Consider the following 26,156-nt stretch of genomic DNA (forward strand, 5'->3'; position numbering starts at 1 on the left):
ACGTTACGACAAGCGAGCCCACATCTACCTTGGAACCGTCACCGTCGCAGCCCTCATGATCTGGCTCCGCACATGATCGGCCGGACAGAGCCTAGAAGCAAATCTGACCACGCCCAACAACGCACCTGACGCAGCATCTGGATAGTCAGGACTCGGTCAGCATGCACGCGTACCGCCACCGCACTCTGCCGGACCGGCGAAACGCCCAAGTGGCATCAGCGCAGCTTCTCATCCGGGAAAACCCGTTCAGGCCGCTGCTTCGACTCAGCCTGCTTGACTTCGCGAAGAACAAGATGCCTGCATCAGCGGGTGGGGCAACCGGCGTCACCGCTCGCCCGAACGAAGGCTCGTCCTCTTTTCCCTCCGCAGAGACGTCAGCAGGTCGTTCTCATCGTTGTCGCATCCCGATATACGTCCGCGAGACCACGCACAACGGAACGCCGCACCACGCGGCCGCCCATCGCTTCGCGATCCCCGCACAGCTCTACACCGGCAACGCCTGCCGGAAGGTGCCGACGGGATACCGATCCCACCCCAGGCGTGGGGCCGGGCCGGGCCGGGCCGGGCAGGGCAGGACAGGGCCGGGCAGGCAAGCCCACCTGATCACACGTCAGTAGGGTCAGCATTGGGTTTGCCAGACCTGACCGCAGATGGCCAAACTCTCGATTGCCGCGCGCCCGCCGAAGCTGCTGATCGAGCGTGCTCGCCCACCTCATCCCCCCTCGCAGTCGCCACGCTCAGGACAGGCCCGGGCCACCCCGACCCGCATCCACGACGACAACAACAGAGCTGGTCAGCGCACCCGTCCCCGCGGTTTCAGCGGCACAGGCGGCAAGGCCGGCGCGGAGAGCCGACCGCCGTCATACCCCTTCACCTCGCCGAAGCGCGCACCGTCCATCCAGTCCGCACGGGCTTGTGCGATATCCTCGTTCGACCGTCCGACGAAGTTCCACCACATCACCAGCTCCTCATCGAACGGCTCGCCGCCCAGGAGCATCAGGCCCGCCTCCGACTCCGCGCGCAGCGAGAGTTCCGTGCGGCCGCAGCCCAGGTAGAGCATCGAGCCGGGCAGCACAGGTACGCCGTCGACGTGCGCCTCGCCGGACATGGACAGGACCGCGTACTCGAAGTCCGGCACCAGCGGGAGGCGTACGTCCGCGCCGCGGGCGAGTGCGAGGTCCGCGCCGACGATGGGCGTGTACGTCGTGCCGGGCGACGTCGTGCCGTCCAGGTCGCCCAGGAGGAGTGTGGCGGTCAGGCCCGGGGCCGTGACCTGGGGCAGCTCCGCGTGGTGCTCGAAGCTCGGAGCCGTGTGCCGGTCGCTGTCGGGCAGGGCCACCCACAGTTGCGCGCCGTGCAGGAAGCGGGCGTGCGAGCGCGGGCTCTCCTCCGAGTGGGAGATCGCGCGGCCCGACGTCATCAGGCCCAGCTCGCGCGGGCGGATGGTCTGCAGGCTGCCCGTGGAGTCGCGGTGCAACACCTCGCCGTCGTGCAGCCAGCTGACGGTCTGCAGGCCCATGTGCGGGTGGGGCGGGACCTGCATGCCGGGCTCGTCGGCGATGTCGTCGGGGCCGTAGTGATCGACGAAGCACCAGGCGCCGACCATCCGGCGTCCGAGGTTCGGCAGCAGGCGACGGACCTCGGTGGACTCGCCGAGTTTGACCCGACGCGGGCTGAGGAGTTCCCGTACCGGTTCCGCGACGACGAATCCCCGGCCTCCGCACAAGGAAGGAACCGCTTCGCGATCAAGATTGCTCATGCCGCACAACCTAGCCCTGTGGGCCCTTCGGAGGGCAGTCGGCTATCCGCCACCGGCCGGACGCGCCCCGTACGAGAGTCGTGGAATATTCAACTACATGACCTCGTTACAGGCCTCGAAGGAGGTAGACAGTGGAGCAGAACAAGGTGGAGCAGATGAACGTGACGCAGACCAGCGCGGAGGAGACCAGCGTGGAGCAGAACGTGGGTACGGACTACCTCGGCCACGGGACCGCCGCAGAGCGCTGGTCCCGCGCGCAGCTGTTCTTCGACGCCAAGGAGTACGCCACGGCAGCCCGCATCCTCGACGTCCTGGCCGACGAGGTGCCCGAGCAGGTCGCCCCGCGTCTGCTGCTCGCCCGCGCCTACTACCACTCGGCCCAACTGCGCCGCGCCGAGACCGCGTTGCGCAAGGTGATCGAGCTCGATCCGGTCGAGAGCTACGCCCGGCTCATGCTCGGGCGCACGCTGGAGCGGCAGAACCGCGCCGACGACGCGGCGCCCCATCTGCGCATGGCCGCCGCGCTGGACGGGGAATTCGCGCAAGTCTGAGCGCGGGGGCGGGCAGGAAGAGGTAGGTATGCAGGGTGGGGGCGCCCGTCGTGAGGGTGCCCTCTCCCCCAGCCACCCCTTCGACGGCGAGGATCGCGATGCGGAAGATCATCTGGGCGATGTCCATGTCCCTGGACGGCTACATGGAGGGGCCGCATCGCGAGATCGACTGGCATCTGGTCGACGACGAGCTGCACCGCCACTTCAATGAGCAGGCCGCAGCCATGGGCGCGTTCCTGGACGGGCGGGTCAGCTGGGAGCTCATGGCGGCGTTTTGGCCGGATGCCGACTCCGATCCGGCGAGCACCGGGCCGGTGCGGGAGTTCGCCGGGATCTGGCGCTCCATGCCCAAGTACGTGTTCTCGCGGACGCTGGAGCAGGCCGGATGGAACACCACCATCATGCGCGACGTGGTGCCCGAGGAGATCCGGGCGCTCCAGAAGGCGGCGAAGGGGGACCTCGGCGTGGGCGGCGCCGATCTCGCCGCGGCCTTCCTTCGGCTCGGGCTGATCGACGAGATCCACGTCTATGTCCATCCGGTCGTGATCGGCCGGGGCAAGGCCATGTTCCAGGCGTCGGACATCACCGCCGACCTCAAGCTCGCCGCGACGCGGACGTTCGGCACCGGTGTCGTCCTGCTCCGCTATGAGCTCACGAACTAATACGCATTAGTTCCGTCTCTCCCTAGCCATTCCGGGCCGTCCACCGTAAGAATTGCGGCGACTTCGAACCAGGGAGAGATGAGCATGAAGAGGCGCAGCGTACTGCTCGCGGCACTGGCGCTCACCGCCACGTCGGGCGGTACGGCCATAGCGGCACGGAAACCGGCGGCGACAGGGAAACGCGTGGTCGTCTATTACCAGACGCAGTACGCGAACGGCACGTACGTGTCGCCGCTTGCGCTCACCGAGAACAGGACCGGTGTGACGGACGTCCTGGTCGCCGCCGTGCACATCAATGACCTCAACGGCCCGAACGCCCCGATCCACTTGAACGACGACCCGCCGAGCGCGGCCAAGTACGAGCAGATGTGGCACGACCTCAAGACCCTGCGCGGTCAGGGCGTACACGTCCTGGCGATGATCGGCGGCGCGGCGCCCGGCAGCTTCACCCGGCTGGACACCGAATTCGACACGTATTACCCGCTGTTGCGGGACTTCATCCGCGATTTCGAACTCGACGGCGTCGACCTGGACGTCGAAGAGAGCATGTCGCTCGCGGGAATCGAGCGCGTCATCGGCGCGCTGCGCGCCGACTTCGGTGCCGATTTCCTCATTACGCTCGCGCCGGTGGGCAGCGCGCTCAGTGGCGGCGGAAATCTCTCCGGTTTCGACTACGACGCTCTCTACCGCAGCCGGGGCGGTGACATCTCGTGGTTCAACGTCCAGTTCTACAACGGCTGGGGCGGGATGGACTCGGCGTCCGACTACGACGACATCATCGCCCGGGGGCTCATTCCCGCGGACAAGGTGGTGGCGGGCGCGCTGACCTCCCCGGCCAACGGAGGCAGCGGATTCGTCGACATGGCGACTCTCAAGTCGACGCTGGGCGCGCTCGCCGCGAAGCACCCCGGATTCGGTGGCGTCGCCGGGTGGGAGTACTTCAACTCCGAGCCCGGTGGCACGTCCGCGCCCTGGAAGTGGGCGGCCGAGGTGTCGGCGGCGCTCAAGCGCTGACGCCGGGCCGACGCGACCGCCCCGGAGACGTCACAGCCACAGGGCCTCGGCAGCGGCCACCCCCACGAAGGCCGCGCCGAGGCCCGCCACGACGCTCCCCAGCGCGTTGGCCACCGCGTAGAACCGGGTGCCGCCCTCGGCGAGCCGCAGTGTCTCGTACGAGAAGGTCGAGTACGTCGTCAGCGCCCCGCACAGGCCCGTGCCGAGGAACAGCTGGGTGTGCGACGACGCGGCGCCCGCCGTGACCGCACCGGTCAGCACGCCGAGGATCAGGCAGCCTGCGACGTTGACGGTGAGGATGCCCCAAGGGAAGTCGGTTCCGTACCGCTTCCGCAGGGCCTGGTCGGTCAGGTGGCGCAGCGGGGCGCCGATCATGCCGCCGACGGCAACGAGCAGCCAGTTCATGCCCGCCTCCCCGCTGCGATGCGTGCGGCCGCCACCCGGCGCGTCGTCCATGCCGCGGCCCACACCGCGGCGAGCGCCGCGATCAGGGTCAGGGCGAGGTAGGCCAGGCCCGTGCGGGCGTGGCCGCCGCGCACGAGACGCTCGATGTCCACCGCGTACGTCGAGAACGTGGTGAAGCCGCCGAGGACGCCCGTGCCCAGGAACGGCCGGACCAGGGGGTGGGTCGTTCGCACCTCGGTGACCAGCACCATGAGGACGCCGATCGCGGCGCAGCCCGCGGCGTTCACCACGAGGGTCGTCCAGGGGAATTCATCGGGGGCGGCAGGCCACCACGTGGCTGCCGCGTACCGGGCCACCGCGCCGATGCCGCCGCCCACGGCCACCGCCGCGACGGTCTTCCACTCGTGCCGCGTCAACGTTCCTCCTACTCGCCGTCGCCCGTCGCCGGGCGCACTCGTTCGCAAGTAGGGACCGTTGGCGGCTTCCTTCGCCGCGGTTCGGGTACGGCGAGCCCCACCGCCGTGCGGCGCGTCCGGGGCCGCCCGGAAGATCACCGCTGCCTCCAGGTTAACCGGCGCGGGTGTGGCCCCGCATCTCACCCCACGCTGTCGAAGCAGCCGGTCAGCGCGTCCACGGTGTCCTCCAGGCGGTTGTCCTTGCGGTGGGCGGCCCGCTGCCGCTCGGCGCCCGTGCCGCGGGCCCGGTGCCGCGCCCAGGCCGCCCGGACCCGGGCACCGTCCCCGTTGTCCTCCAAGGCCGCGCGGACGTGCGCATAGAGCCGCTCGGCCAGGACCGGAGCCGGTCGGAGCCGCTGGGTGTGCGCATCGAGACCGTAGCCGCGCAGGCCGTCACGGGCCGCCCGCCAGTACGCCGCCCGCAGCACCTCCGGCGCCGGGTTCACGACCGGCTCACCGGCCCGGACGGCGCGCAGCTCCGTCAGCGCCAACGCCCGCACCAGCGCCGCGTGCAGGACCGTCTCCCCGCCGGTCATCTGTGCGTCGGCCACGCGGATCTCCAGCGTCGGCACATGGGCCGAGGGGCGTACGTCCCAGTACAGGCCGCCCCGGTCCATGACCGCCCCGGCCGTGTGCAGGTGGCCCACCAGTTCCTCGAAGTGCGCCACGGACTCGAAGTACGGCGGTGGTCCGGCCACCGGCCAGCGCGCCCAGGACAGGGTCCGCCAGCTCGCGTACCCGGTCCACCGGCCCGCCCAGTAAGGGGAGTTCACGGTGAGCGACACCAGCACCGGCAGCCACGGGCGCAGCCGGTTGCTCACCTTGAGGGCCAGCGCCCGGTCAGGGATTCCCAGGTGGACGTGGCAGGCGGCCGCGCACTGCTCGTCGTCCAGGGCGCGGAACGCCGCCAGACTGCCTGCGTAGCGCGGCCCGGGGGTGAGTGGGAGCGGCCGCACCTCCCCCAGCACGGGCGCCCCGGACGATACGACCGCGAGTCCCTGGCGCGTGGCCGCATCCGCGACCGCGCCGCGCATCGCGATGATGTCCTCGGCGAGTTCGCCCAGACAGGTGTGCGGCTCCGTTCTCGCCTCCACCTGGAAACGGGTGAGCTCATCGCCCACCCGCTCCTTGCCGAGCCGCCCGGCGGCCAGCGCGGCCACTCGATCGCCGTACGGCCGTACCGTGCGCGATACGGGGTCGACGACGAGATACTCCTCCTCCACCCCTACGGAGAGCTGCCCCTCACCCGTCATGAGCGCGAGCTTCTCACGGCGGGCGGCGGTGGCGAGCGAAGACGACGACGCCGCCTGGGCCGACCGGCTAGAACGTGCCCCCTGCGTGCCGGATCGCGCGCACCAGGCCGGTCACGAGGTTCGCCCGCTCGACCATCGCCTCGACCACCACGTACTCGTGATCGGCGTGCGCGCCGCCCCCGACCGCGCCGAGGCCGTCCAGTGTCGGCACGCCGAGCGCGGCCGTGAAGTTGCCGTCGCTGCCGCCGCCGACCGCCCTGCCCTCCAGGCCCGGAATCAGCTGCCGGGCCATCGTGAAGAGCCCGGCCGCCGCCGATTCGGGCATCGGCGGGCGTCCGACGCCTCCCTGGACGGTGATCTCCGCCCCTTCGAGGCAGGGAGTCAGAGCGGCGAACGCGGCTTCGATGCGTTCCTTCTCCTCGGCCGACTCGACCCGGACGTCGACGACGACGGTCGCCTCCGCGGGGACGACGTTGTCCAGGGTGCCCGCGGACGCGACGGTCGGGGTGACGGTCGTGCCGATGTCGGGGCGGCCGAGCGCGGCGATGGCCAGAACCTGGTGCGCCGCTTCGACCAGGGCGTTGATCCCGGCCTCGGGTTCGAGGCCCGCGTGCGAGGCGCGGCCCGTGATGGTGACATCGAACGTGCCGCAACCCTTGCGGCCGGTCTTCACTCCCCCGCCGTCGGCGGCGCCCTCGAAGACCAGGACGGCGCCGCAGGCACGGGCGCGCTCCTCGATGAGGGCCCGGGAGGAGCGGGAGCCGACCTCTTCGTCCGCGGTCACCAGGATCTCGACGCCCGACAGGTCGTCGAGCGCCGCCAAGCCGTGGACGGCCTGCACCAGGCCGCCCAACATGTCGAAGACGCCGGGGCCGGTCGCATGCCCGTCCGTGACCGCGAAGGGGCGGCGCGCGAGCGTGCCGAGCGGGAACACCGTGTCGTGGTGGCCGAGGATCAGTACGCGGGGGTCGCCGCCGGCCGACCAGTGGACGTGCGGGCCCGCCGCGCTCGCGACGAGGACGGCCTGCCCGCCGAGCCGCTTCTCGATGACCTCGGCGACGGTTTTCGCCGACTCGGTGAGGGCGTCGAGGTCGCGCGACGGCGACTCGACTTCGACCAGTGTCCTGAGGTCTTCGATCATCGCGTCGACCTTCACGTCGACCGCCTCGCGCTTCGTCACGTCGGCAAGGGTACGTGCGCGTTCACGCACCACCCCTGGTGGGACCTCCGCGGCGCCCGGCAGGGCCCGACACCTGCGGCGGCCACGCCTCCGGGTCCAGCAGTCCGAGTACGTAGGCCCGCGCCACCAGCGCCGTCCGGTTCGGGACCTGCAAGCGGCGGCAGAGCCGTGTCAGGTGGTAGTTCACGCCGTCGACGCCGATGCCGACCGCGCGCGCGACGACCGATGTCGTGGCGCCGCCCGCGACGAGGCGCAGGATGCTGGCCTCCTGGGCGCTCACGGCGGGGTGGGCGAGCTCCTCCTCCGCGGCGCGCTCCCCCGCGGCGCCCTTCCCCGAAGCGCCCTTCCTTGAGGGCTCCTCCCTCTCCTCCGCCACGCGCAGCGTCACCACCAGGAGCGGTGTGTCCTCCAGCGGGTCGGTGACGGGTTCGACGGTGACCTGTCCGTGGCGGGTCGTCCCCCGTACCGTCCAGCACGCCTCGACCGGATAGCGGGACCTGTGGCCGGAGCGCATGGCCACGTCGAGTTTGCGGAGTTGCTCGCTGTTGGTGGGAGTGAGGAGTTCGAGCAGGAGCCGGTTCGCCACCCGGCCGGGCTGGAGGCCCAGTGCGCCCGCGAAGGCCGGGTTGGCCACGGAGACGCAGCCGTTCGTACCGGCGATCGCGGTAGGCGTCGGGGAGCGGTCGAGCAGGGTGAGGAACCGGCCGCGCCACACCGCGGCGTCCGCCTCCCTGGGCTTGGCCGGGGCGCCCTCGGACGCCACCTCTCCCGCTCCCCTCGACTCACCCTCCACACCCGCTCCTCCCGACTTTCACGTTCTTGCCCCGCTCACCGCACTCCTGCTCGCCGCGCAAGTGCCGGAGCGGAAAAGACCCCTACAAGATTATGTAGTTCTCGCCCGAACTCGTCCCTCGCCGGACGCCACCGTGGATACCGCGCCCCACCTGCCGGGCGCTCAACTCCTCCGCGTCCAAGGGAAGGGGCACTGCCGCCATGAGCGAAGAACACACCGTCGAGGTCTGCGGTCTCCGGGACCACCCGGACCTCGTTCTGCCCACCGTCGACGTGACGGCGGCCGGGCCGACCGCCACTCCGATCCAGCAGGCCGTGGAGCTCGCGCGGCGGCACGGACCCTTGTTCGTCCGCAGGTACCACGGGCGCGAGATCGTCTGGGCGAGCTCCCTCGAGCTGGTCGAGGAACTGTCCGACGAGACGCGGTTCGCCAAGGGGGTCGGCCCCGCGCTGCAGAACGTCCGCGGCATCGCGGGCGACGGCCTGTTCACGGCGTACGACGACGAGCCCAACTGGGCCAAGGCGCACGACATCCTGCTCCCCGCGTTCGCCATGAACTCGATGCGGACGTACCACCCGCACATGCTGCGCGTGGCCCGGCGCCTCGTCGCCTCCTGGGACGGCCGGTTCGCGCCGGGCGCGGCCGAGTCCGCGCCGGTGGAGGTCTCCGAGGACATGACCAGGATGACGCTGGACACCATCGGCCTGTCCGGCTTCGGCTACGACTTCGAGTCGTTCGGCCGCACCGATCCACACCCCTTCGTGCAGGCCCTCGTCCGGGGGCTGGCGCACAGTCAGGCGAAGCTGGCCCGGAACCCGGCCGGTGACTACGCCGCCGAAGACGCGGCGTTCGAAGCCGACGCCGCCTTCCTCGCCCAGGTGGTCGACGAGGTCATCGAGGCCCGCAAGGCGTCGGGCGACAGCTCCGCCGACGACCTGCTCGGTCTGATGCTCAACTCCCCGCACCCCGCCAGCGGAGAGACCCTGGACGAGGCGAACATCCGCAACCAGGTCATCACGTTCCTCATCGCCGGGCACGAGACGACGTCCGGCACGCTCTCCTTCGCCCTCCACCACCTGGTGAAGAACCCGGCGGTCCTGCACCTCGCGCAGGCCGAGGTTGACGCCCTGTGGGGCGACGATCCCGACCCCGAGCCGACGTACGAGGACGTGGGCAAGCTGCGTTACGTACGCCAGGTGCTCAACGAAGCGCTGCGGCTGTGGCCCACGGCGCCCGCGTTCCAGCGCAGGGCCCGCGTCGACACGACCCTCGGCGGGCATCCGGTCGCAGCGGGACAGTCCGTGGCGGTGCTGACCCCGATGCTGCACCGGGACCCGGTCTGGGGCGACAACGTCGAGGAGTTCGACCCCGACCGCTTCGCCGCGCAGACGGAGGCGGCCCGCTCCCCGCACGCGTACAGGCCGTTCGGAACCGGTGAACGCGCCTGCATCGGGCGGCAGTTCGCGCTGCACGAGGCCACGATGCTGCTCGGCATGCTGGTGCACCGCTACCGCTTCATCGACCGCGCCGACTACCGCCTGAAGGTCAAGGAAACCCTCACCCTCAAGCCCGAGGGCTTCACCATGACGCTGGCGGCGCGGACCGCCGAGGACCGTGCGCGCGGCGGGTCCGGTGCCGGGGGCGACACGATGGGCGGCACCTCCCAGCTCTCCCGGACCTCGCGGCCCCGTACCGACCAGCCGGAGGACGGTCTCCCCACCCGCGCGATGCCGGGCACCGCCCTCACGCTGCTCCACGGTTCCAACTTCGGGACCTGTCGCGGATACGCCGAGCAGCTCGGGGATCTCGCCGCCGACCTCGGCTTCGACACGCGCGTCGCCCCGCTCGACGACGCAGCCGGTGCGCTGCACGCGCTGCCCGCCGACTCCCCCGTCGTGATCGTCACCGCCTCCTACAACGGCAGGCCCACCGACGACGCGGGCGAGTTCGTCTCCTGGCTGACCCGCGCCGCGCCGGACGCGGCCGCCGGTGTGCGGTACGCGGTCCTCGGCGTCGGCGACCGCAACTGGGCGGCGACCTACCAGAAGGTGCCCACGCTCATCGACGACGGGCTCGCCGCTGCCGGTGCGACCCGCCTCCTGGAGCGCGCCGAGGCCGACGCCTCCGGGGACCTCACCGGCTCGGTGGAACGCTTCACCGCGACGCTCCGCCACACGCTGCTGCGGCGGTACGGGGACCCGGAGAGCGCCGGGGCCACCGCTCCCGCACCGGCAACCAGGGCCTACGACGTCGTCGAGGTCTCCGGCGGGCCGCTCGACGCGCTGGACGCCCGGCACGGCACGGTGCCGATGACCGTCACGGAGGCGGCCGACCTGGCCGACCTCACCGATCCGCTCGCCCGCGCGAAGCGGTTCCTGCGGGTGGCGCTCCCCGACGGCGTCACGTACCGCACCGCCGACCACCTCGCGGTGCTTCCGGTCAACGACCCCGAGGTGATCGAGCGCGCGGCAGCACTGTTCGGCGTCGACCTGGACGCGGTCCTCAACATCCGGGCCCACCGGCCCGGCCGCACCACCCTGCCACTGGACCGCCCCGTGGCCGTGAGCGAACTCCTCGCCCGCTACGTCGAGTTGCGGGACGCCCCGACGGCCGCCCAGGTCACCCTGCTCGCCGGGCACAACCCGTGCCCGCCCGAGCGCGCGGCCCTGGAGCAACTGGCGGCCTCCCCCGAGACCTTGGCCGCACGGCCCGGCAGCCTCCTCGACCTGGTCGAGGACCACCCGGCCCTGCGCGGTCAACTGCCCTGGCCCGTCCTGCTCGATCTCCTGCCGCCGATCCGCGCCCGCCACTACTCGATCTCGTCATCGCCCGACGCCTCTCCGGACCATGCCGACCTGATGGTGTCGCTCCTGTCGGCACCGGACCGCTCCGGCCGCGGTACGTACCGGGGCACCGGTTCCTCGTACCTCCACCGCCTGCGGCCCGGCGACACGCTCCACGCGCGCGTGCAGCCCTGCCGCGACGCGTTCCGTATCCCCGCGGACGCGCGGACCCCGGTCATCATGATCGGCGCGGGCACAGGCCTCGCCCCGTTCCGCGGCACCATCGCCGACCGCCTGGAGCTCCTCCGCAACGGCGCCCCCCTGGCCCCCGCCCTCTGCTACTTCGGCTGCGACCACCCCGACGTCGACTACCTCCACCGCACGGAACTCGAAGCGGCGGACGGTGCGGGAGCGGTGTCGATGCGTCCGACGTACTCCCGGGCCCCCGAGGGCGAACTCCTCTTCGTCCAGCACCGCATCGCGGCGGAGTCCGAGGAGATCTGGCACCTCCTGGAGTCCGGAGCCCAGGTCTACGTCTGCGGCGACGGCGCCCGCATGGCCCCCGGCGTCCGCGAGGCCTTCCGCCAGCTCCACATGAAGCACGCGGGCGGCGACTCGCCTCAGGAGGCCGAGGCGTGGTGGCAGGGGCTCGTCGCCGAGGGGCGGTACGTGGAGGACGTGTATGTGAGCTCCGCGCCCTTGCTCCTCTCCGCCCCTGCCTGCGACCGCACGGTTCTTACGGACCCGTGACGAAGCCACGTCGATGACCGGCACTCCTGCTCCGCACGCCTAGCGTGGGCCGCATGCGCGTACTTGTCACCGGCGGCGCCGGGTTCATCGGATCGCACGTGGTCGAAGCTCTCACCGCCCGTGGGCACGAAGTCGCGGTGCTCGACGCGCTGCTGCCCTCCGCCCATGCCGATCCGCCGCCCGTGCCCGACGGGCGGCAGTGGACCGTCACCGACGTCCGGGACCGGGACGCGGTGCTGGCGGCGCTGCGCGGGGTGGACGCGGTCTGTCATCAGGCGGCGATGGTGGGACTCGGCAAGGACTTCGCGGACGCTCCCGAGTACGTCGGCTGCAACGACCTGGGCACGGCCGTCCTGCTCGCCGCGATGGCCGAGGTGGGGGTGCGTGAACTGGTGCTCGCGGGGTCGATGGTGGTGTACGGGGAGGGGCGGTACGCGTGTGCCCGTCACGGAGTGGTCCGGCCGGGGCCGCGGGCGGCGGCGGATCTGGACGCCGGACGCTTCGAGCCCCGGTGCCCGGACTGCGGGGCCGAGTTGAGACCCGGTCTGGTGGGCGAGGACGCGCCCGCCGATCCGCGCAATGTGTACGCGTCGACCAAGCTGGCGCAGGAGCACCTGGCCTCGGCGTGGGCGCGGGCGTGCGACGGGCGTGCGGTGTCGCTGCGCTACCACAACGTGTACGGCCCCGGCATGCCCCGCGACACCCCGTACGCCGGTGTGGCCTCGTTCTTCCGTTCCTCGCTGGAGCGGGGCGAGCCCCCGCAGGTCTTCGAGGACGGGCGCCAGCGGCGGGACTTCGTGCACGTACGGGATGTGGCGGCGGCCAACGCGATGGCCCTGGAAGCGGTTCACGAGGGGGACGCCGGGGCGTTCACGGCGTACAACACGGGCAGCGGGGAGCCGCACACCGTCGGGGAGATGGCCCAGGAGCTCGCGCGGGCGTTCGGCGGCCCGGGCCCCGAGGTGACGGGTGAGTATCGGCTCGGGGACGTCCGCCACGTCACGGCGGACTCGGGGCGGCTGCGGGCGGAGCTGGGGTGGCGGGCCGAGGTGGGCTTCGCCGAGGGGATGGCGTCCTTCGCGAAGGCACCGCTGCGGGGATGGCCCCGTACGGGTACGGGCGCCGCCCGGGGCGCGGCGGTCACGTCGATGCCGCCGGGAGCGTGACCTCGAAGCGGCAGCCGCCCGCCACGTTGCGTACGGCCGCCCTCCCCTGGTGGGCCTCGACGATGCCGCGCACGATCGCGAGGCCGAGTCCCGCGCCCGCCGGGGGTGTGCGGGACTGACTGCCGCGCCAGCCGGTGTCGAAGACGCGGGACAGGTCCTCCTCGGGAATCCCGCCGCAGCCGTCGGTCACGGACAGGACCACACCGTCCGGGGACCGCTCCGCGGCCACCGCCACGGTCCCGTCGGCCGGCGTACGGCGGATCGCATTGATCAGCAGATTGCCCAGGACGCGGCTCATCTCCTTGCTGTCGACCTCCACCGGAACCGCTTCGACGCTGTCGCCGACGAGATGCACCCGGTGCTCGTGGGCGAGCGGATCGGCGCCCGCGAGGGCGTCGCCCACGAGGTCGTAGACGGAGATGCGGGCGGTCGAGAGGGCCAGCGCGCCCGCGTGGATGCGGGAGAGTTCGAAGAGGTCTCCGACCATGCAGTTGAGGCGTTCGACCTCGGTTCGGATCTGGCGCAGATAGCGGTCGGGCTCGGCGGCCACGCCGTCCTCGAGGGCCTCGGACATCGCCCGCAGTCCGGCCAGCGGGGTGCGAAGGTCGTGCGAGATCCAGGCGACCAGTTCGCGCCGGGAGCGCTCCAGGGCCCGCTCGCGCTCCCTGGACTCGGCGAGTTTGGCGCTGGTCGACTCCAGCTCCCGGGTCAGTTCGGCGAGCTCGGAGCTGACCGGTTCGGGTGGGGCCGCGAAGCTGCCGCCGTCCCCGAAGGAGCGGGCCGCAAGGGTCAGGGCCTTGCTGCGGACGACCACCCAGCGGCCGAGCAGCAGCGCGGTGGCGAGGGAGACCACGGCGGCCATCGCCACGACGATGGTGACGACGGTCAGGTCGTGCGGGGACAGGAACATCTCCCAGGCCACGGCGAGCGTCCCGGCCAGCATCGCGAGCACCGCGACGGCCGCCACGACGGTCATCGCCACCACGAGGGAGCGGTGCCGCAGCAGACGCAGCGTCAGGGCGCCCAGCAGCCCGGCGCTCGCGGCCCCGAGGAAGGCGAAGAGGGCGATGACGAGGATGTCCTGCACGGGGTCAGCCTTCGGCTCGGGGAGGTACGCGGTCGTGAGCACCCCGGGGGGCGGGGGAATCGTGTGGCGCGGGCGCGTCACGGAGAGCGGGATCGGTGGAGTCCCCGGCGTCGGGCGGTGCCTTGCCGTCCGGTGCGTCGAGGCGGTATCCCATGCCCCATACCGTCTGGATGAGCCGCGGCCTCGCCGGATCGTCCTCGACCTTGCCGCGCAGACGGCGGACGTGGACGGTGACCGTGGACAGGTCGCCGAACTCCCAGCCCCACACCTCCCGCATCAGCTCCTCCCGCGCGAACGCCTGGCCCGGACGGCGCAGCAGGAAGGTGAGGAGGTCGAACTCGCGCAGGGTGAGCGCGAGCTCCGTCCCGTCCTTCGTCGCGCGGCGCGCCGCCGGGTCCACCCACACACCCCCGGCGGCCAGCGTGGCATCGCCCTCGGGCGTGCGTGCGGCACGGCTGCGCCGCAGCACCGATTCGACCCGCAGGACCAGCTCGCGCGGGCTGAACGGCTTGGTCACGTAGTCGTCCGCCCCCACTTCGAGCCCCAGGATCCGATCGTCCTCGTCGCCGCGGGCGGTGAGCATGATGACCGGCACCGGGCCCATGGCGCGCAGACGGCGGCACACCTCCAGGCCGTCCATGCCGGGCAGCATCAGATCGAGGACGACGAGGTCGGGCCGGAACACCCCGGCACGCTCCAGCGCGCCGGGGCCGTCCTCGGCACGGTCGACCACATAGCCGCCGCGCTCCAGATAGCCCGCCACGACTTCGGCGACGGTCGGGTCGTCGTCCACGACGAGCACCCGGAGCGTGCCGGGCGCGGCGGGCGGGCGTTCCTGCGCTGGTGACTGCATACGGCAAGCCTCGCACCCGCGGCGGGAGGACCGGCCGGTCGAGCCCTCTTCCGGTTGCCGACGTCCCTGTTTCGTAAGAACCTCAAGTCCATTATGTCCGGTTCGAATTCATAGGGTGAGTCCCATGACCCCCTCCCCCTCCGTAGAACCCGACGTACCCGAGGCCTGTGACGCCCGCGCCGTCCGGGTCGACGTCGTCCTGCCCTGCCTCGACGAAGCGGCGGCCCTGCCCTGGGTGCTGGAACGCATTCCCGAAGGCTGGCGGGCCGTCGTCGTCGACAACGGCTCCACCGACGGCTCGGCGGACATCGCCCGCTCCCTGGGCGCCACCGTCGTGCGCGAGTCGCAGCGGGGCTTCGGGGCCGCTTGCCACGCGGGTCTCACGGCGTCCGACGCGGACATCGTGTGCTTCTGCGACTGCGACGCCTCCCTCGATCCGGGGCTGCTGCGAACCTTCGTACGCAGAGTGACGGACGGAGAGGCCGATCTGGTCGTGGGGCGGCGGCGCCCGCAGGGACGCGGCACCTGGCCTCCGCACGCGCGTGCGGGCAACGTGGCACTCGCGCGGATGCTGCGGCGGCGTACAGGCGTGCGCCTGCACGACCTGGGACCGATGCGGGCGATGCGGCGCGAGGCCCTGGTCGGGCTCGGCCTGACCGACCGGCGCAGCGGTTATCCGCTGCAGATGGTCGTGCGGGCCGCCGACGCCGGATGGCGGATCGAGGAGCGGGACGTGCCGTATCTGCCGCGTGAGGGGAAATCGAAGGTCACCGGGACATGGCGCGGGACGTGGCACGCGGTGCGCGACATGCGGGCCGTGCTCGCGGAGGCTCCGCGATCGGCCTCGGTCGGCCGCGCGCACGGGGCGAGGGGCGGTGCCGCATGACCATGTACGGCCACGGAACGACCCTTCTCGTCATCGCCAAGGAGCCGCTACCCGGACGGGTGAAGACCCGGCTCACCCCGCCCTACTCCCCCGAGGAGGCCGCCGAGCTGGCCGAGGCCTCGCTCGCGGACACCCTCGGCACGGTGCTCGCCGCCCCCGCCCACCGTCGCGTTCTGGTGCTCGCCGGGCAGCCGGGGCCCTGGCTGCCCGCCGGCATCGAGGTGATCCCCCAGTGCGCGGGAGGCCTGGACGAGCGGCTAGCGGCGGCGTTCGGCGCCTGTACGGGGCCTGCCCTCCTGGTCGGCATGGACACCCCTCAGATCACCCCCGACCTGCTCGCCCCCGCGCTCGGCCCCGACGCCTGGCAGGACTGCGACGCATGGTTCGGCCCCGCGTTCGACGGTGGATTCTGGGCGCTCGGCCTGGCCGAGCCCGATCCGCGACTGCTGCGCGGCGTTCCCATGTCGCGGTCCGACACCGGCGCCCTGCAACGGGCCAGGCTCACCGGCGCCGGACTCCGGGTGCGCGACCTCCCCCGGCTGCGTGACGTCGACACGGCCGACGACGCCACAGAGGTCGCTGCCGCAGCGCCGGACAGCCTGTTCGCCGCCACGCTCACCCGCCTGGCGGCGGTCGCCGGGCACCCGGGACAGGGCGGCGGCCGATGAGCACCGCACCACCCACCACCGGACTCCGCAGGACGGCTCCCACGGCCGCCCCTTGGCACGCCGATCCGTACACCAACGCCCTGCACAACGGCCACGGCCCACTGTTCCTGCGCCGCAGCGACGGCTGGCTGCTCCCCCTGGACGTCGAGCGCTGGTGCGCGAGTGCCGACGCGGCGGACCTCTCGGCGTTGCGCCGCTGCGAGGGCAGCGTCCTCGACATCGGGTGCGGCCCCGGCCGCCTGGTGGCGGGGGCAGCGGCCCGCGGCCATCGCGTCCTGGGCGTCGACGTGAGCCAGGCCGCGGTCGACCACACGGTCCGGCTCGGCGGCACCGCACTGCTCCGTTCCGTCTTCGACGCGCTGCCGGGCGAAGGACGCTGGGGCACGGCCCTGCTCATCGACGGCAATGTGGGAATCGGCGGCGACCCCGCCACACTGCTCAGGCGAGTCGCCCAACTCCTCGCGCCCGGCGGTCTGTTGATCGCCGAGACCGCACCGATGGACGTCGACGAGCGGGTCGAGGTGCACGTCGATGACGGCCACGGCACGCCGGGCGAGCCGTTCCCCTGGGCCCGCCTGGGCACCCCCGCCCTGCTGCGCCACGCCCGTCCGCCCGGGTGGAACCGGGTAGATCAGTGGGCCGCCGGAGGCCGTTCCTTCCTGGCGCTGCGCCGCGCGCGCCGCACCTGAAGCACCCGGCACAGCGCGGCTCCCGCGAACAGCACGGCTGTGACGATCAGCCAGCGGGTGAGGAAGACCCCGGCCGGGAGCGCGGTGGAGGACTCGTAACCCTCCACCTGCCTGGTGACGAGCGGGAACCACACCAGCAGCAGCAGCCCGGACAGCAGGGCCGGAACGCGTACGAAGTTGATCCACTCCCTGCGGTCCAGCCGCCCCACGGCGGCCCGCAGGGCCCGGTCGACCAGTGCGTACGCGGGCACGAGCAGCAGGTCGTGCACCAGCGCCGCGCCGACGAACCAGGCGGCGATCAGCAGCCGGTCGCCGTCCAGGAGGCGCACCCCCGCATACCCGGCGAGCGCGAACGAGGCCAGCAGCACCAGGAGCTGGCACGGCCCTTCGCCGTACCACCGCCGGAGTCGGCCCACGCGACGGATTCCTTGCGCGTGACCGCTCATCACAGCTCCCCGAAGGTCAGACGGGACACCCATTTGGTGTTGAGCACGCCGGGCGCGGCCGGAACGATGATCCGCGCCGGATAGCCGTGGTCCGGCGACAGGTCCTCCCCGTTGACGTGCAGGGCGAGAAGGGAACGCGGGTCGCGGACCTGGTTGTCGCGCAACGCGGCCTTACGAAAGGCCCCGTGCCGCTGCAGGGACTCCACGAGCACCCCTGGAGGGTCCTCGGCGAACCCGACGAGGGCCGCGAGGTCGCGAAGGCGCACACCACGCCACCACTGGTCCGACGTCGACCAGCCCTCCACGCAGGCGATGGGCAACGCGGCGCTGTGCAGCGTGAGTTGGAGCAGATCGCCACGTGAGAGCTTGACCTCGCCCCGTGGTCCGGCGACAACGAGACGCCATAGTTCGCCGGTGTCCTGCCGCTCGATGCCCACCTTCGCGGCCGTCTTGTTGATCTGGAAGCCACCCGGCCCGCTTCCCGGGCCGTCGCCACCGTGCGGCGCGAACAGCGCGGTCCGGCGCAGGGGTCCGTCCACGGTCTGCCCGGCCGTCGTCACGAACAGCAGGGCGGAGCCCGCGCCGACCATGCCGAGCGCTCCCCGCCGCGTCACGGTCGGCTCGGCCGGCCCGGCCGCCACCAGGCCCTCCTCGTCGGCCGGCTCGGGCCGCGGGTCCCGCAGCCGTTCGCGCCATCCCCGCTCCCGCAGCACCCGGATCACCTGGGGCAGGCGCAGCACGACGTGGGCCGCGAACGCGCCGAAGAACACCCAGGCGCCGTAGAAGTGCAGCGGGTAGAACGACCCGGGGAAGAGGTACTCCAACTGGACGTTGAGGACACCGGTGATGAACTCGAAGAGTGCGCCGCCGACGAGCAGGAGCAGCGACACGCGCTCAAGGGCGTGCCCCACCGACCGCGCCGGGGGCAGCGTGAAGAGCTTCGGGATCACCGACCACAGCTTCGCGAGCAGCACCGGGATCAGGGTGATGCCGACCGTGACGTGCAGGCCCTGGTTGAGGCGGTAGAGCCAGTGCGGGTCGGTCGGCCAGTCGAACAGGTAGAAGCCGAGGAGGCCCTTGTCCGGTGTCTTGTCGTTGACGGGCGACAGGTTCGGGTTGTACGCCGCGTAGGACAGCAGACCGGTCACGAACAGGAGCGTGACGCCGACCAGCAGGACGACACCGAGAACCGAGGTCAGCCACGGCCCACGCAGCGGGCTGCGCCAGAAACCGGGGTCGGCAGGAGAGGTCACACGTGGTGTGCGGGGCATGGATCGACCGTATGCCGGGCCCTGCCTCCGGACGGGCCCGCGACTCATGACGAAACGCTGACGTCACCCCTCGGAGTCCGATCACCGGCTCCCCTTGCGCCTAACGTGCAGACGTGAGCACCACAGAGCGCACCGGACGCCGCCGCGACCTGGCCGCTGCCGGAATCGCGGCGCTACTCGTCACCGCGGCCGTCGTCGTCGGCACCACCATCGAGTCCACGGACGGCACCCTGCACCTCAACTGGCCCCCGCTGTACGCCCGGTGGGACCCGCACCTCGGCCCCGGCACCCCCGCCGCGCTCGCGGTCGCCGTCTCGGTGATCGCGTACGCCCCCGCCCTCGCCGTCCAGCTCCCCTGGCGGTCCCTCCTCCTGGGCGCATGGACCACTTCCACGGCCTGGATCTGGTCGCTCGCGCTGATCGACGGCTGGCACCGGGGCGTGGCGGAGCGGCTCACGACCAAGTACGAATACCTCCAGGTCATCGACCGTTTCCAGAACATCCCGGCGACGCTGCGGGACTTCACGCGGCACATCCTCATCGACTCCCCCGACCACTGGCCGGCCCACACCGCGGGCCATCCGCCCGGCGCCACCCTCACCTTCGTCCTCCTTGACCGCGTCGGCTTCGGGGGCGGTGCCTGGGCCGGGGCGTTCTGCATCACGGCGGGCAGTACCGCCGTGCTGGCCGTTCTGATCACCCTGCGGGCGCTGGCCGACGAGGAGACCGCCCGCCGGGCGGCGCCCTTCCTCGTCCTGGCCCCGGCCGCGATCTGGGTCGGCGCATCCGCGGACGGCTACTTCGCCGCCGTGACGGCATGGATGATCGCGCTGCTCGCACTGGCGGCGACGCGTACCGTCCGCTTCCCCGCCGCGGCGGCTCTCGGCTCGGGCCTGCTGTTCGGCCTCGTCTGCTACCTCTCGTACGGCCTGCCTCTGTTCGTCCTCGTCGCCGCGGCCGTCCTGCTGATCACCCGTACCCTGCGCCCGCTCCCACTCTTCCTCGCGGGAACAGCCGTGGTCCCGCTCGCCTTCACCCTGGCGGGCTTCCACTGGTGGGAGGCGTACCACCTGCTCGTCGAGCGCTACCGCCAAGGAGCGGGCGGCATCAGACCGTACGGCTACTTCGTCTGGGCCAACCTCGCCTGCACGGTGCTGGTCGTCGGCCTCGCGTCGGTCGCGGGGCTGCGCAGGACGGCGACCTCGGCGCCCGGCGGGCTCACCCGCCTGCGCACCGGCCGCACGACACCCGCCGACCGGCTGACCGTCCTCGTCCTGACCGCCCTCCTGGCTCTGCTGACCGCCGACCTCTCGGGCATGAGCAAGGCGGAGACAGAACGCATCTGGCTGCCCTTCGCCACGTTCCTCCTCCCGGCGACGGCACTCCTGCCGAAGGAGGGCCGCCGCTACTGGCTCATCGCTCAGGCCGTACTGGCGCTGGCCCTGAACCACCTGCTGTTCACGGGGTGGTGAGGAGGCGAGGACGACGACAGGCCCAGGCCAGCGCGGGCGTCAGCGGCGAGCGCGGCCAGTCGGGCGGCTTGGGCCGCAAAACAACAAAGGCAAGGAGAACTATTCTCCTTGCCACTCTTAACTTATAGCGCACCAGGGGCCTTGCGGCAAGGCCCCCGTCGTGGCGCACAATCCTCGGCCGAGGCCACAACCTGGTGGGTGTGGTGGAGCGAGAACGCATGGGGAGTTGCTCAGTGACCGAGCAGTACGTGGTGGGTGTGCAGGACATCGACGAGACGCGGATCGCGGTCGTCGGCGGCAAGGGCGCGCATCTGGGCGCGCTGTCGCGCATCGAGGGCGTCCGAGTGCCGGACGGCTTCTGCGTGACGACGGACGCCTTCCGGCGGATCATGGCGCAGGTTCCGCTCGGCGACCGTCTCGACCGGCTGGCGCGCCTGGACCCGGACGACCGGGAGGCGATCCGCACGCTCAGCGCGGAGATCCGACGGATCATCGAGGCGGTCGCGGTCCCGTCGGATCTCGCGGCGGTGATCACCGCCGAGATCACCCGCCTCGGCGAGCGGGGCGCCTACGCCGTCCGCTCCAGCGCGACGGCCGAGGACCTGCCGACCGCCTCCTTCGCGGGCCAGCAGGACACCTACCTGAACGTCATCGGGCCCGAGGCGATCCTCCGGCACATCAGCCGGTGTTGGGCCTCGCTGTTCACCGAGCGGGCCGTGACCTACCGTCGGCGCAACGGCATCGACCACCGCACGGTCCACATGGCCGTGGTCGTGCAGCGCATGGTCACCCCGTACGCCTCCGGCATCCTGTTCACGGCCGACCCCGTCACGGGCAACCGGAAGGTCGCCACGGTGGACGCCGGATTCGGTCTCGGTGAGGCCCTGGTCTCCGGCCTGGTGAACCCGGACGTCCACCGGGTGCGTGACGGCGAGATCGTCGAGCGGACCATCGCCGCGAAGAAGCGCGCCCTGTACGCCCTGCCGGGCGGGGGAACGCGGGAAGTGGCCGTCGACGCGGCGCGGCAGGAGGACCCGGCGCTCACCGACGCGCAGGTCGTGGAGCTCGTGCGGCTCGGGCGGCGGATCGAGGCGCACTTCGGGCGGCCGCAGGACATCGAGTGGTGCCTGGTCGATGACGGTGACGGTGACGACGCCGGGTTCCGGGTCGTGCAGAGTCGGCCGATCACGACCCTGTTCCCCGTGCCCGAGACCGACGACCAGGAGAACCACCTCTACGTCTCCACCGGTCACCAGCAGATGATGACCGACGCCATGAAGCCGCTGGGGCTCTCCATGTGGCAGCTGACGGCCATGGTGCCGATGCACCACGCCGGTGGACGGCTGTTCGTCGACGTCATCCGGCGCCTGGGCGCGCCCGCGAGCCGCACCGGCCTCCTGGACCTCATCGGGAAGGGGGATCCGCTGATCCGGGACGCGCTGGAAACCGTCCTCGACCGCGGCGACTTCGTCCCCTCGCTCCCGGACGAAGGCCCCGGCGGCCCGCGGCCCGGTGGCGCGGGGCCCGGTGGCGCGCCCACCCCCATCCCCACCGATTCCGCCGTCGTCACCGAACTGATCGAACGCAGCCGGACGTCTCTCGCCGCGCTGCGGTCCGACATCCGGTCGAAGTCCGGACCCGCCCTGTTCGAGTACCTGCCGGAGGCCTTCGCCGAGCACAAGCGGGTGCTGGGCGATCCGCTGAGCATGCAGGCGATCATGGCGGGGATGGAGGCCACGTGGTGGCTCAACGACCACCTGCAGGAGTGGCTGGGCGAGAAGAACGCGGCTGACACGCTCACGCTCTCGGCCCCCGACAACATCACCTCGGAGATGGGCCTCGCGCTGCTCGACGTCGCCGACGCCGTCCGCCCGCACCCGGAGGTGGTCGCGTTCCTGCGGAACCTCGGGGACACCGTCGGGGACGCCGAGCACACCGGCTTCCTGGAGGGTATGGCCAAGCTGCCGGGCGGGACGGAAGCCCGCGACGCCATCGAGTCGTACCTCGACCTCTACGGCATGCGCTGCGTCGGCGAGATCGACATCACGAGGCCCCGCTGGAGCGAGCGCCCCTCCGCGCTCGTGCCCGTCATCCTCGACAACGTCAGGAACTTCGCGCCCGGCGCCGCCGAGCGGCGCTTCGAGCAGGGGCGGCAGGAGGCGTACAAGAAGGAACAGGACGTGCTGTCCCGCCTGCGGCTGCTGCCGGACGGGGAGCACAAGGCCGACGAGACCAAGCGGATGATCGACCGCGTCCGCACCTTCGTCGGCTACCGCGAGTACCCGAAGTACAACATCGTCAGCCGCTACTTCGTCTACAAGCAGGCCCTGTTGCAGGAGGCCGACCGCCTCGTGGAGGCCGGGGTGCTCGCCGAGCGGGAGGACATCTACTACCTCACCTTCCAGGAGGTCCACCAGGCCGTGGTCTCGCAGCAGGTGGACGAGGGGCTCATCCGGCAGCGCAAGGACGACTTCCGTTCCTACGAGGCGCTCACACCGCCCCGGGTGCTCACGTCGGAGGGCGAGGCCATCACCGGGGCGTACCGTCGCGAGGGTGTGCCGGACGGCGCCCTGGTGGGCCTGCCCGTCTCCGTGGGGACGGTCGAGGGCAGGGCCCGGGTCATCCACGACATCGCGGAGGCCGACCTGGAGGCGGGCGACATCCTGGTCACCGCCTACACCGACCCCAGCTGGTCGCCCCTGTTCGTGGCGATCGCGGGCCTGGTGACGGAGGCGGGCGGCCTCATGACCCACGGCGCGGTGATCGCCCGCGAGTACGGCCTCCCCGCCGTCGTGGGCGTGGACCGGGCCACCAGCCGCATCCGGGACGGCCAGCGGATCCGGGTCCACGGGATCGACGGGTACGTGGAGATCCTCGACTGAGCCTGCGCGGCGACCCGCGCTCAGCCCCTGTACGTCTCCAGCAGCCGCAGCCACACCTCGCTGATCGTCGGATACGCCGGGACCGCGTGCCACAGGCGGCTCAGGGGGATCTCGCCCGCGATCGCCATCGTCGCCGAGTGGATGAGCTCGCCGACGCCGGGGCCGACGAACGTGACGCCGAGGAGGATCTCGCGGTCCAGGTCGACGATCATGCGGGCGCGGCCGCGGTAGCCGTCGGCGTAGAGGCCCGCGCCCGCGACTCCGGACATGTCGTAGTCGACGGCCCGGACGCGGTGGCCCGCCGCTTCCGCCTCCGCGAGGGTCAGGCCCGCGGATGCGGCCTCGGGGTCGGTGAAGACGACCTGCGGGACCGCGTCGTGGTCGGCGGTGGCGGAGTGCGCGCCCCAGCGGTCCGTCTCCAGGAGCGGGACCCCCTGGGCGCGGGCCGCGATGGCGGCGCCCGCGATGCGGGCCTGGTACTTGCCCTGGTGGGTGAGGAGCGCGCGGCGGTTCGCGTCGCCGACCGCGTAGAGCCAGTCGCTGCCCTCGACGCGGAGGCTCTCGTCGACCTGGAGGTAGGAGCCGGGCTGCAGGCCGACGGTCTCCAGGCCGATGTCGTCGGTGCGCGGGGCGCGGCCGGTGGCGAAGAGGATCTCGTCGGCCTGGAGTGTGGAGCCGTCGTCCAGGGTCGCCGTCACGGTGCCGTTCTCGCGGCGCACCGCGGTGACCGAGACGCCCGAGCGGACCTCGGCGCCCGCCTCGGTGAGGGCCTCCTGCACCAGCTCCCCGGCAAACGGCTCCATGCGGGGCAGCAGGCCCCCGCCGCGTACCAGGACCGTGACCTGCGACCCCAGCGCCTGCCAGGCGGTCGCCATCTCGACGGCGACGACGCCGCCGCCCACGACGAGGAGGCGGTCGGGGGCGTGGTCGGCGCTGGTGGCCTCGCGGCTGGTCCACGGCTTGGCGTCGGCGAGGCCCGGCAGGTCGGGCAGGGCCGCGCGGGTGCCGGTGCAGACGGCCACGGCGTGGCGGGCCCGGAGCGTGTGCACGGTGCCGTCCGTCCCGGTGACCGTGACCTCGCGGGGGCCCGCGATGCGGCCGTGGCCGCGGTGGAGGTCGACGCCGACCCCCTCCAGCCAGCCGACCTGGCCGTCGTCCTTCCAGTGCGAGGTGTAGTCGTCACGGTGCGCGAGGACCGCGGCGACGTCCAGTGGGCCCCGCACGGAGTCGCGCAGGCCCGGGACGTGGCGGGCGTCGGCGCGGGCGATGACGGGGCGCAGCAGGGCCTTGCTGGGCATGCAGGCCCAGTAGGAGCACTCACCCCCGACGAGCTCGCTCTCCACGATCGCGGCACTCAGTCCCGCGGCGCGTGCGCGGTCCGCCACGTTCTCCCCCACGGGGCCCGCTCCGATGACTACAACGTCGTACGTGATGGCATCCGTCATGAGGACAGTGTGTCGGCAGGTGTGCGCCGTGGCCACACGGGTACGCGCGCGGGACAGGCCGATGTGCGCGGGGCACCGTTCCGCGTGCGACCAGGCGGAATACGTCCGCACGATCGGCCGTTGTGCACAGCGGCCACGCCCCATACAGGACAGGAAGTAGGGACACACCATGAGCAGCGCCACCGTGGAGCTCACCAAGGAGAACTTCGACCAGACGGTCACGGACAACGGATTCGTCCTGATCGACTTCTGGGCGGAGTGGTGCGGGCCCTGCAAGCAGTTCGCCCCCGTCTACGAGAAGGCGGCCGAGGCCAATCCCGACCTGGTCTTCGCCAAGGTCGACACGGAGGCCCAGCCGGAGCTGGCCCAGGCCTTCAACATCCAGTCCATCCCGACGCTGATGATCGTCCGCGACCAGGTGGCGGTGTTCTCCCAGCCGGGCGCGCTGCCCGAGGCCGCTCTCACCGACGTCATCGGCCAGGCCAGGAACCTGGACATGGACGAGGTCCGTCGCCAGGTCGCCGAGGAGCAGGCCAAGCAGCAGGAGCAGTAGGACAGAGAGCTCCGGCAGTACGAGCAGTACGAGTATCAGGGGCTGTGAGCTAGCTGGACTCGCGGTGCACGACGTCCGCCCCGAGCACGTCGTGCACCTCGGGTTCCGCACCCGGATCGCGCACCACGCGGTCGACCAGTTCGGCGAGGCCGCGGCCGGACGGCAGCTCTATGCGGACGGTACTGAGGCGGGGGCGTAGCAGCCTGCCCAGCATCAGGTCGTCCGAGCCGATCACGGCGATCTCCTCGGGGACGTCGATCCCCTCGTCCTGGAGCGCGCGCATCAGGAGCATCGCGTACTCGTCGTTGTAGGCGAAGACGGCGTCGATGCCCTCGGCGCGGCAGCGTGCGGCGAGCCGGGCGGCTGACTCCTCGTCGTAGGCGAGCGGCAGCTCGGTGACCGAGGCGCCGGTGGTGCGCGCCCTCTCCACCGCCTGGTGGACCCCTTCGAGGCGGGGCTGCGAGAAGTGCCCCAGGCCCCCTTCCTCGGGCACGACGACGCCGATGGCGCGTCGGCCGCGGGCCAGGAAGTGCAGGGCCGCGGCCTCGCCGACCCTGCGGCCGTCCATCAGCAGGGCGTGCGCGCCCTCGACGCGGTGCGGGCCGAGCGTGAAGACGGCCTTGGCGCCGGACCGCTTCAGGACCGTCACGCCGCGCGGGTTGAGCGCGGAGGCGTCGGGCGCCAGGACCGCCACGGGGCGCAGCTCGGCCCAGGCGCGGGCGGCGTCCTCGCCGGTCAGGCCGAGGCTCGCGTACTGGACGACGGTGTAGTCGAAGCTGCTCAGTGCCCACTGCAGTTCGTTGAAGAACCGGCTGAAGAGCGGGCCCATCGGGATCTCCGACGTGGGCATGAGCACCATGCGGCTGTGCCCGGCGCGGAGGCTGCGGGCGGCGGCGTGCGGGACGTAGCCGAGTTCCCTGGCCGCTTCGTGGACGCGGCGGCGGGTGGGTTCGCTGATCCGGACGGCGCTGGTGTTGTTGAGGACGTACGAGACGGTCGCGCGGGAGACCCCCGCCAGGCGGGCGACGTCGGCGCTCGTCGGCACGGAGCGCTGCGTGGGCTGCTGCTTCGGTATCTGCACCATGACAGGGGCATCTTTGCAGACGGCACCGGAGGCACCTGAGGCGGGCGGT

At 72.0% G+C, this 26,156-nt stretch carries 23 protein-coding genes; 11 read left to right on the forward strand and 12 right to left on the reverse strand.

Annotated features, from left to right (window positions below; translation table 11 throughout):
- Window positions 1-793: 793 nt before the first annotated feature.
- On the reverse strand, window positions 794-1,759 hold the full coding sequence (locus tag AC068B_RS31605; protein ID WP_478674961.1) for a pirin family protein: 966 nt from the start codon (window positions 1,757-1,759) through the stop codon (window positions 794-796).
- Between the two features lie 155 nt (window positions 1,760-1,914).
- Here AC068B_RS31605 and AC068B_RS31610 point away from each other — a divergent pair, with 155 nt between their 5' ends.
- The 3 genes from AC068B_RS31610 to AC068B_RS31620 all read left to right on the forward strand — a co-directional run bounded on the left by AC068B_RS31610 (window position 1,915) and on the right by AC068B_RS31620 (window position 3,986).
- Window positions 1,915-2,310: a tetratricopeptide repeat protein gene (locus AC068B_RS31610; RefSeq protein WP_478675107.1), complete on the forward strand. Its 396-nt coding sequence runs from the start codon at window positions 1,915-1,917 to the stop codon at window positions 2,308-2,310.
- A gap of 98 nt (window positions 2,311-2,408) precedes the next feature.
- Window positions 2,409-2,972 carry a dihydrofolate reductase family protein gene (locus tag AC068B_RS31615; protein ID WP_478674962.1) on the forward strand — a complete coding sequence of 188 codons (564 nt, stop codon included), beginning with the start codon at window positions 2,409-2,411 and terminating at the stop codon, window positions 2,970-2,972.
- An 84-nt stretch (window positions 2,973-3,056) separates the two neighbouring features.
- Window positions 3,057-3,986 (forward strand): glycosyl hydrolase family 18 protein, encoded by a 930-nt coding sequence (locus tag AC068B_RS31620; protein ID WP_478674963.1) that lies wholly within the window; start codon window positions 3,057-3,059, stop codon window positions 3,984-3,986.
- A gap of 30 nt (window positions 3,987-4,016) precedes the next feature.
- On the opposite strand, the gene crcB (AC068B_RS31625) is transcribed toward AC068B_RS31620, so the two are convergent.
- From crcB (AC068B_RS31625) to AC068B_RS31645, 5 genes are all read right to left on the reverse strand, one after another.
- Entirely contained in the window at window positions 4,017-4,391 is a 375-nt protein-coding gene (gene crcB / locus AC068B_RS31625) for a fluoride efflux transporter CrcB (RefSeq protein ID WP_478674964.1), read from the reverse strand.
- Window positions 4,388-4,807 (reverse strand): fluoride efflux transporter CrcB, encoded by a 420-nt coding sequence (gene crcB / locus AC068B_RS31630; protein ID WP_478674965.1) that lies wholly within the window; start codon window positions 4,805-4,807, stop codon window positions 4,388-4,390. Before crcB (AC068B_RS31630) ends, crcB (AC068B_RS31625) begins: the two co-directional genes overlap by 4 nt.
- Before the next feature lie 179 nt (window positions 4,808-4,986).
- Entirely contained in the window at window positions 4,987-6,099 is a 1,113-nt protein-coding gene (locus tag AC068B_RS31635; RefSeq protein ID WP_478674966.1) for a carboxylate-amine ligase, read from the reverse strand.
- 67 nt (window positions 6,100-6,166) lie between these two features.
- Window positions 6,167-7,240: a M20 family metallopeptidase gene (locus tag AC068B_RS31640; protein WP_478675108.1), complete on the reverse strand. Its 1,074-nt coding sequence runs from the start codon at window positions 7,238-7,240 to the stop codon at window positions 6,167-6,169.
- A gap of 61 nt (window positions 7,241-7,301) precedes the next feature.
- The gene (locus AC068B_RS31645) at window positions 7,302-8,072 is read right to left on the reverse strand and encodes a PAS domain-containing protein (protein ID WP_478674967.1); all 771 of its coding nucleotides are present in this window, start codon (window positions 8,070-8,072) and stop codon (window positions 7,302-7,304) included.
- A gap of 200 nt (window positions 8,073-8,272) precedes the next feature.
- On the opposite strand from AC068B_RS31645, the gene AC068B_RS31650 reads away from it, so the two are divergent.
- Together AC068B_RS31650 and AC068B_RS31655 are read left to right on the forward strand one after the other, a co-directional pair.
- On the forward strand, window positions 8,273-11,605 hold the full coding sequence (locus tag AC068B_RS31650; protein ID WP_478674968.1) for a bifunctional cytochrome P450/NADPH--P450 reductase: 3,333 nt from the start codon (window positions 8,273-8,275) through the stop codon (window positions 11,603-11,605).
- Window positions 11,606-11,658: 53 nt separating this feature from the next.
- Window positions 11,659-12,771: an NAD-dependent epimerase/dehydratase family protein gene (locus tag AC068B_RS31655; protein WP_478674969.1), complete on the forward strand. Its 1,113-nt coding sequence runs from the start codon at window positions 11,659-11,661 to the stop codon at window positions 12,769-12,771.
- On the opposite strand, the gene AC068B_RS31660 is transcribed toward AC068B_RS31655, so the two are convergent.
- Together AC068B_RS31660 and AC068B_RS31665 are read right to left on the reverse strand one after the other, a co-directional pair.
- Window positions 12,746-13,858: a sensor histidine kinase gene (locus AC068B_RS31660; protein WP_478674970.1), complete on the reverse strand. Its 1,113-nt coding sequence runs from the start codon at window positions 13,856-13,858 to the stop codon at window positions 12,746-12,748. The genes AC068B_RS31655 and AC068B_RS31660 overlap by 26 nt on opposite strands.
- Before the next feature lie 4 nt (window positions 13,859-13,862).
- On the reverse strand, window positions 13,863-14,711 hold the full coding sequence (locus tag AC068B_RS31665; protein WP_478674971.1) for a response regulator transcription factor: 849 nt from the start codon (window positions 14,709-14,711) through the stop codon (window positions 13,863-13,865).
- A gap of 124 nt (window positions 14,712-14,835) precedes the next feature.
- Here AC068B_RS31665 and AC068B_RS31670 point away from each other — a divergent pair, with 124 nt between their 5' ends.
- The 3 genes from AC068B_RS31670 to AC068B_RS31680 are packed head-to-tail and all read left to right on the forward strand — an operon-like array spanning window position 14,836 to window position 16,954.
- Window positions 14,836-15,597, forward strand: a complete 762-nt coding sequence (locus tag AC068B_RS31670; RefSeq protein WP_478674972.1) for a glycosyltransferase family 2 protein — start codon at window positions 14,836-14,838, stop codon at window positions 15,595-15,597.
- Window positions 15,594-16,265 (forward strand): TIGR04282 family arsenosugar biosynthesis glycosyltransferase, encoded by a 672-nt coding sequence (locus AC068B_RS31675; protein ID WP_478674973.1) that lies wholly within the window; start codon window positions 15,594-15,596, stop codon window positions 16,263-16,265. The genes AC068B_RS31670 and AC068B_RS31675 overlap by 4 nt, the downstream gene beginning before the upstream one ends.
- Window positions 16,262-16,954 (forward strand): class I SAM-dependent methyltransferase, encoded by a 693-nt coding sequence (locus tag AC068B_RS31680; RefSeq protein ID WP_478674974.1) that lies wholly within the window; start codon window positions 16,262-16,264, stop codon window positions 16,952-16,954. The genes AC068B_RS31675 and AC068B_RS31680 overlap by 4 nt, the downstream gene beginning before the upstream one ends.
- Here AC068B_RS31680 and AC068B_RS31685 read toward each other — a convergent pair.
- Window positions 16,897-17,400, reverse strand: a complete 504-nt coding sequence (locus AC068B_RS31685; RefSeq protein WP_478674975.1) for a hypothetical protein — start codon at window positions 17,398-17,400, stop codon at window positions 16,897-16,899. The genes AC068B_RS31680 and AC068B_RS31685 overlap by 58 nt on opposite strands.
- Entirely contained in the window at window positions 17,400-18,671 is a 1,272-nt protein-coding gene (locus AC068B_RS31690) for a molybdopterin-dependent oxidoreductase (RefSeq protein ID WP_478674976.1), read from the reverse strand. Before AC068B_RS31690 ends, AC068B_RS31685 begins: the two co-directional genes overlap by 1 nt.
- A 113-nt stretch (window positions 18,672-18,784) precedes the next feature.
- Here AC068B_RS31690 and AC068B_RS31695 point away from each other — a divergent pair, with 113 nt between their 5' ends.
- Together AC068B_RS31695 and rph are read left to right on the forward strand one after the other, a co-directional pair.
- Window positions 18,785-20,143: a hypothetical protein gene (locus tag AC068B_RS31695; RefSeq protein ID WP_478674977.1), complete on the forward strand. Its 1,359-nt coding sequence runs from the start codon at window positions 18,785-18,787 to the stop codon at window positions 20,141-20,143.
- A 233-nt stretch (window positions 20,144-20,376) separates the two neighbouring features.
- The gene (gene rph, locus AC068B_RS31700; protein ID WP_478674978.1) at window positions 20,377-23,025 is read left to right on the forward strand and encodes a rifamycin-inactivating phosphotransferase; all 2,649 of its coding nucleotides are present in this window, start codon (window positions 20,377-20,379) and stop codon (window positions 23,023-23,025) included.
- Window positions 23,026-23,045: 20 nt separating this feature from the next.
- Here the strand turns inward: rph and AC068B_RS31705 are convergent, their stop codons facing one another.
- On the reverse strand, window positions 23,046-24,470 hold the full coding sequence (locus AC068B_RS31705; RefSeq protein ID WP_478674979.1) for a dihydrolipoyl dehydrogenase family protein: 1,425 nt from the start codon (window positions 24,468-24,470) through the stop codon (window positions 23,046-23,048).
- Between the two features lie 169 nt (window positions 24,471-24,639).
- On the opposite strand from AC068B_RS31705, the gene trxA reads away from it, so the two are divergent.
- Entirely contained in the window at window positions 24,640-25,023 is a 384-nt protein-coding gene (gene trxA, locus AC068B_RS31710; protein WP_356254434.1) for a thioredoxin, read from the forward strand.
- 49 nt (window positions 25,024-25,072) lie between these two features.
- Here trxA and AC068B_RS31715 read toward each other — a convergent pair whose 3' ends face one another.
- Window positions 25,073-26,107 carry a LacI family DNA-binding transcriptional regulator gene (locus tag AC068B_RS31715; protein ID WP_478674980.1) on the reverse strand — a complete coding sequence of 345 codons (1,035 nt, stop codon included), beginning with the start codon at window positions 26,105-26,107 and terminating at the stop codon, window positions 25,073-25,075.
- Window positions 26,108-26,156 lie beyond the last annotated feature (49 nt).

This window comes from Streptomyces sp. NPDC042371 (assembly GCF_056437465.1).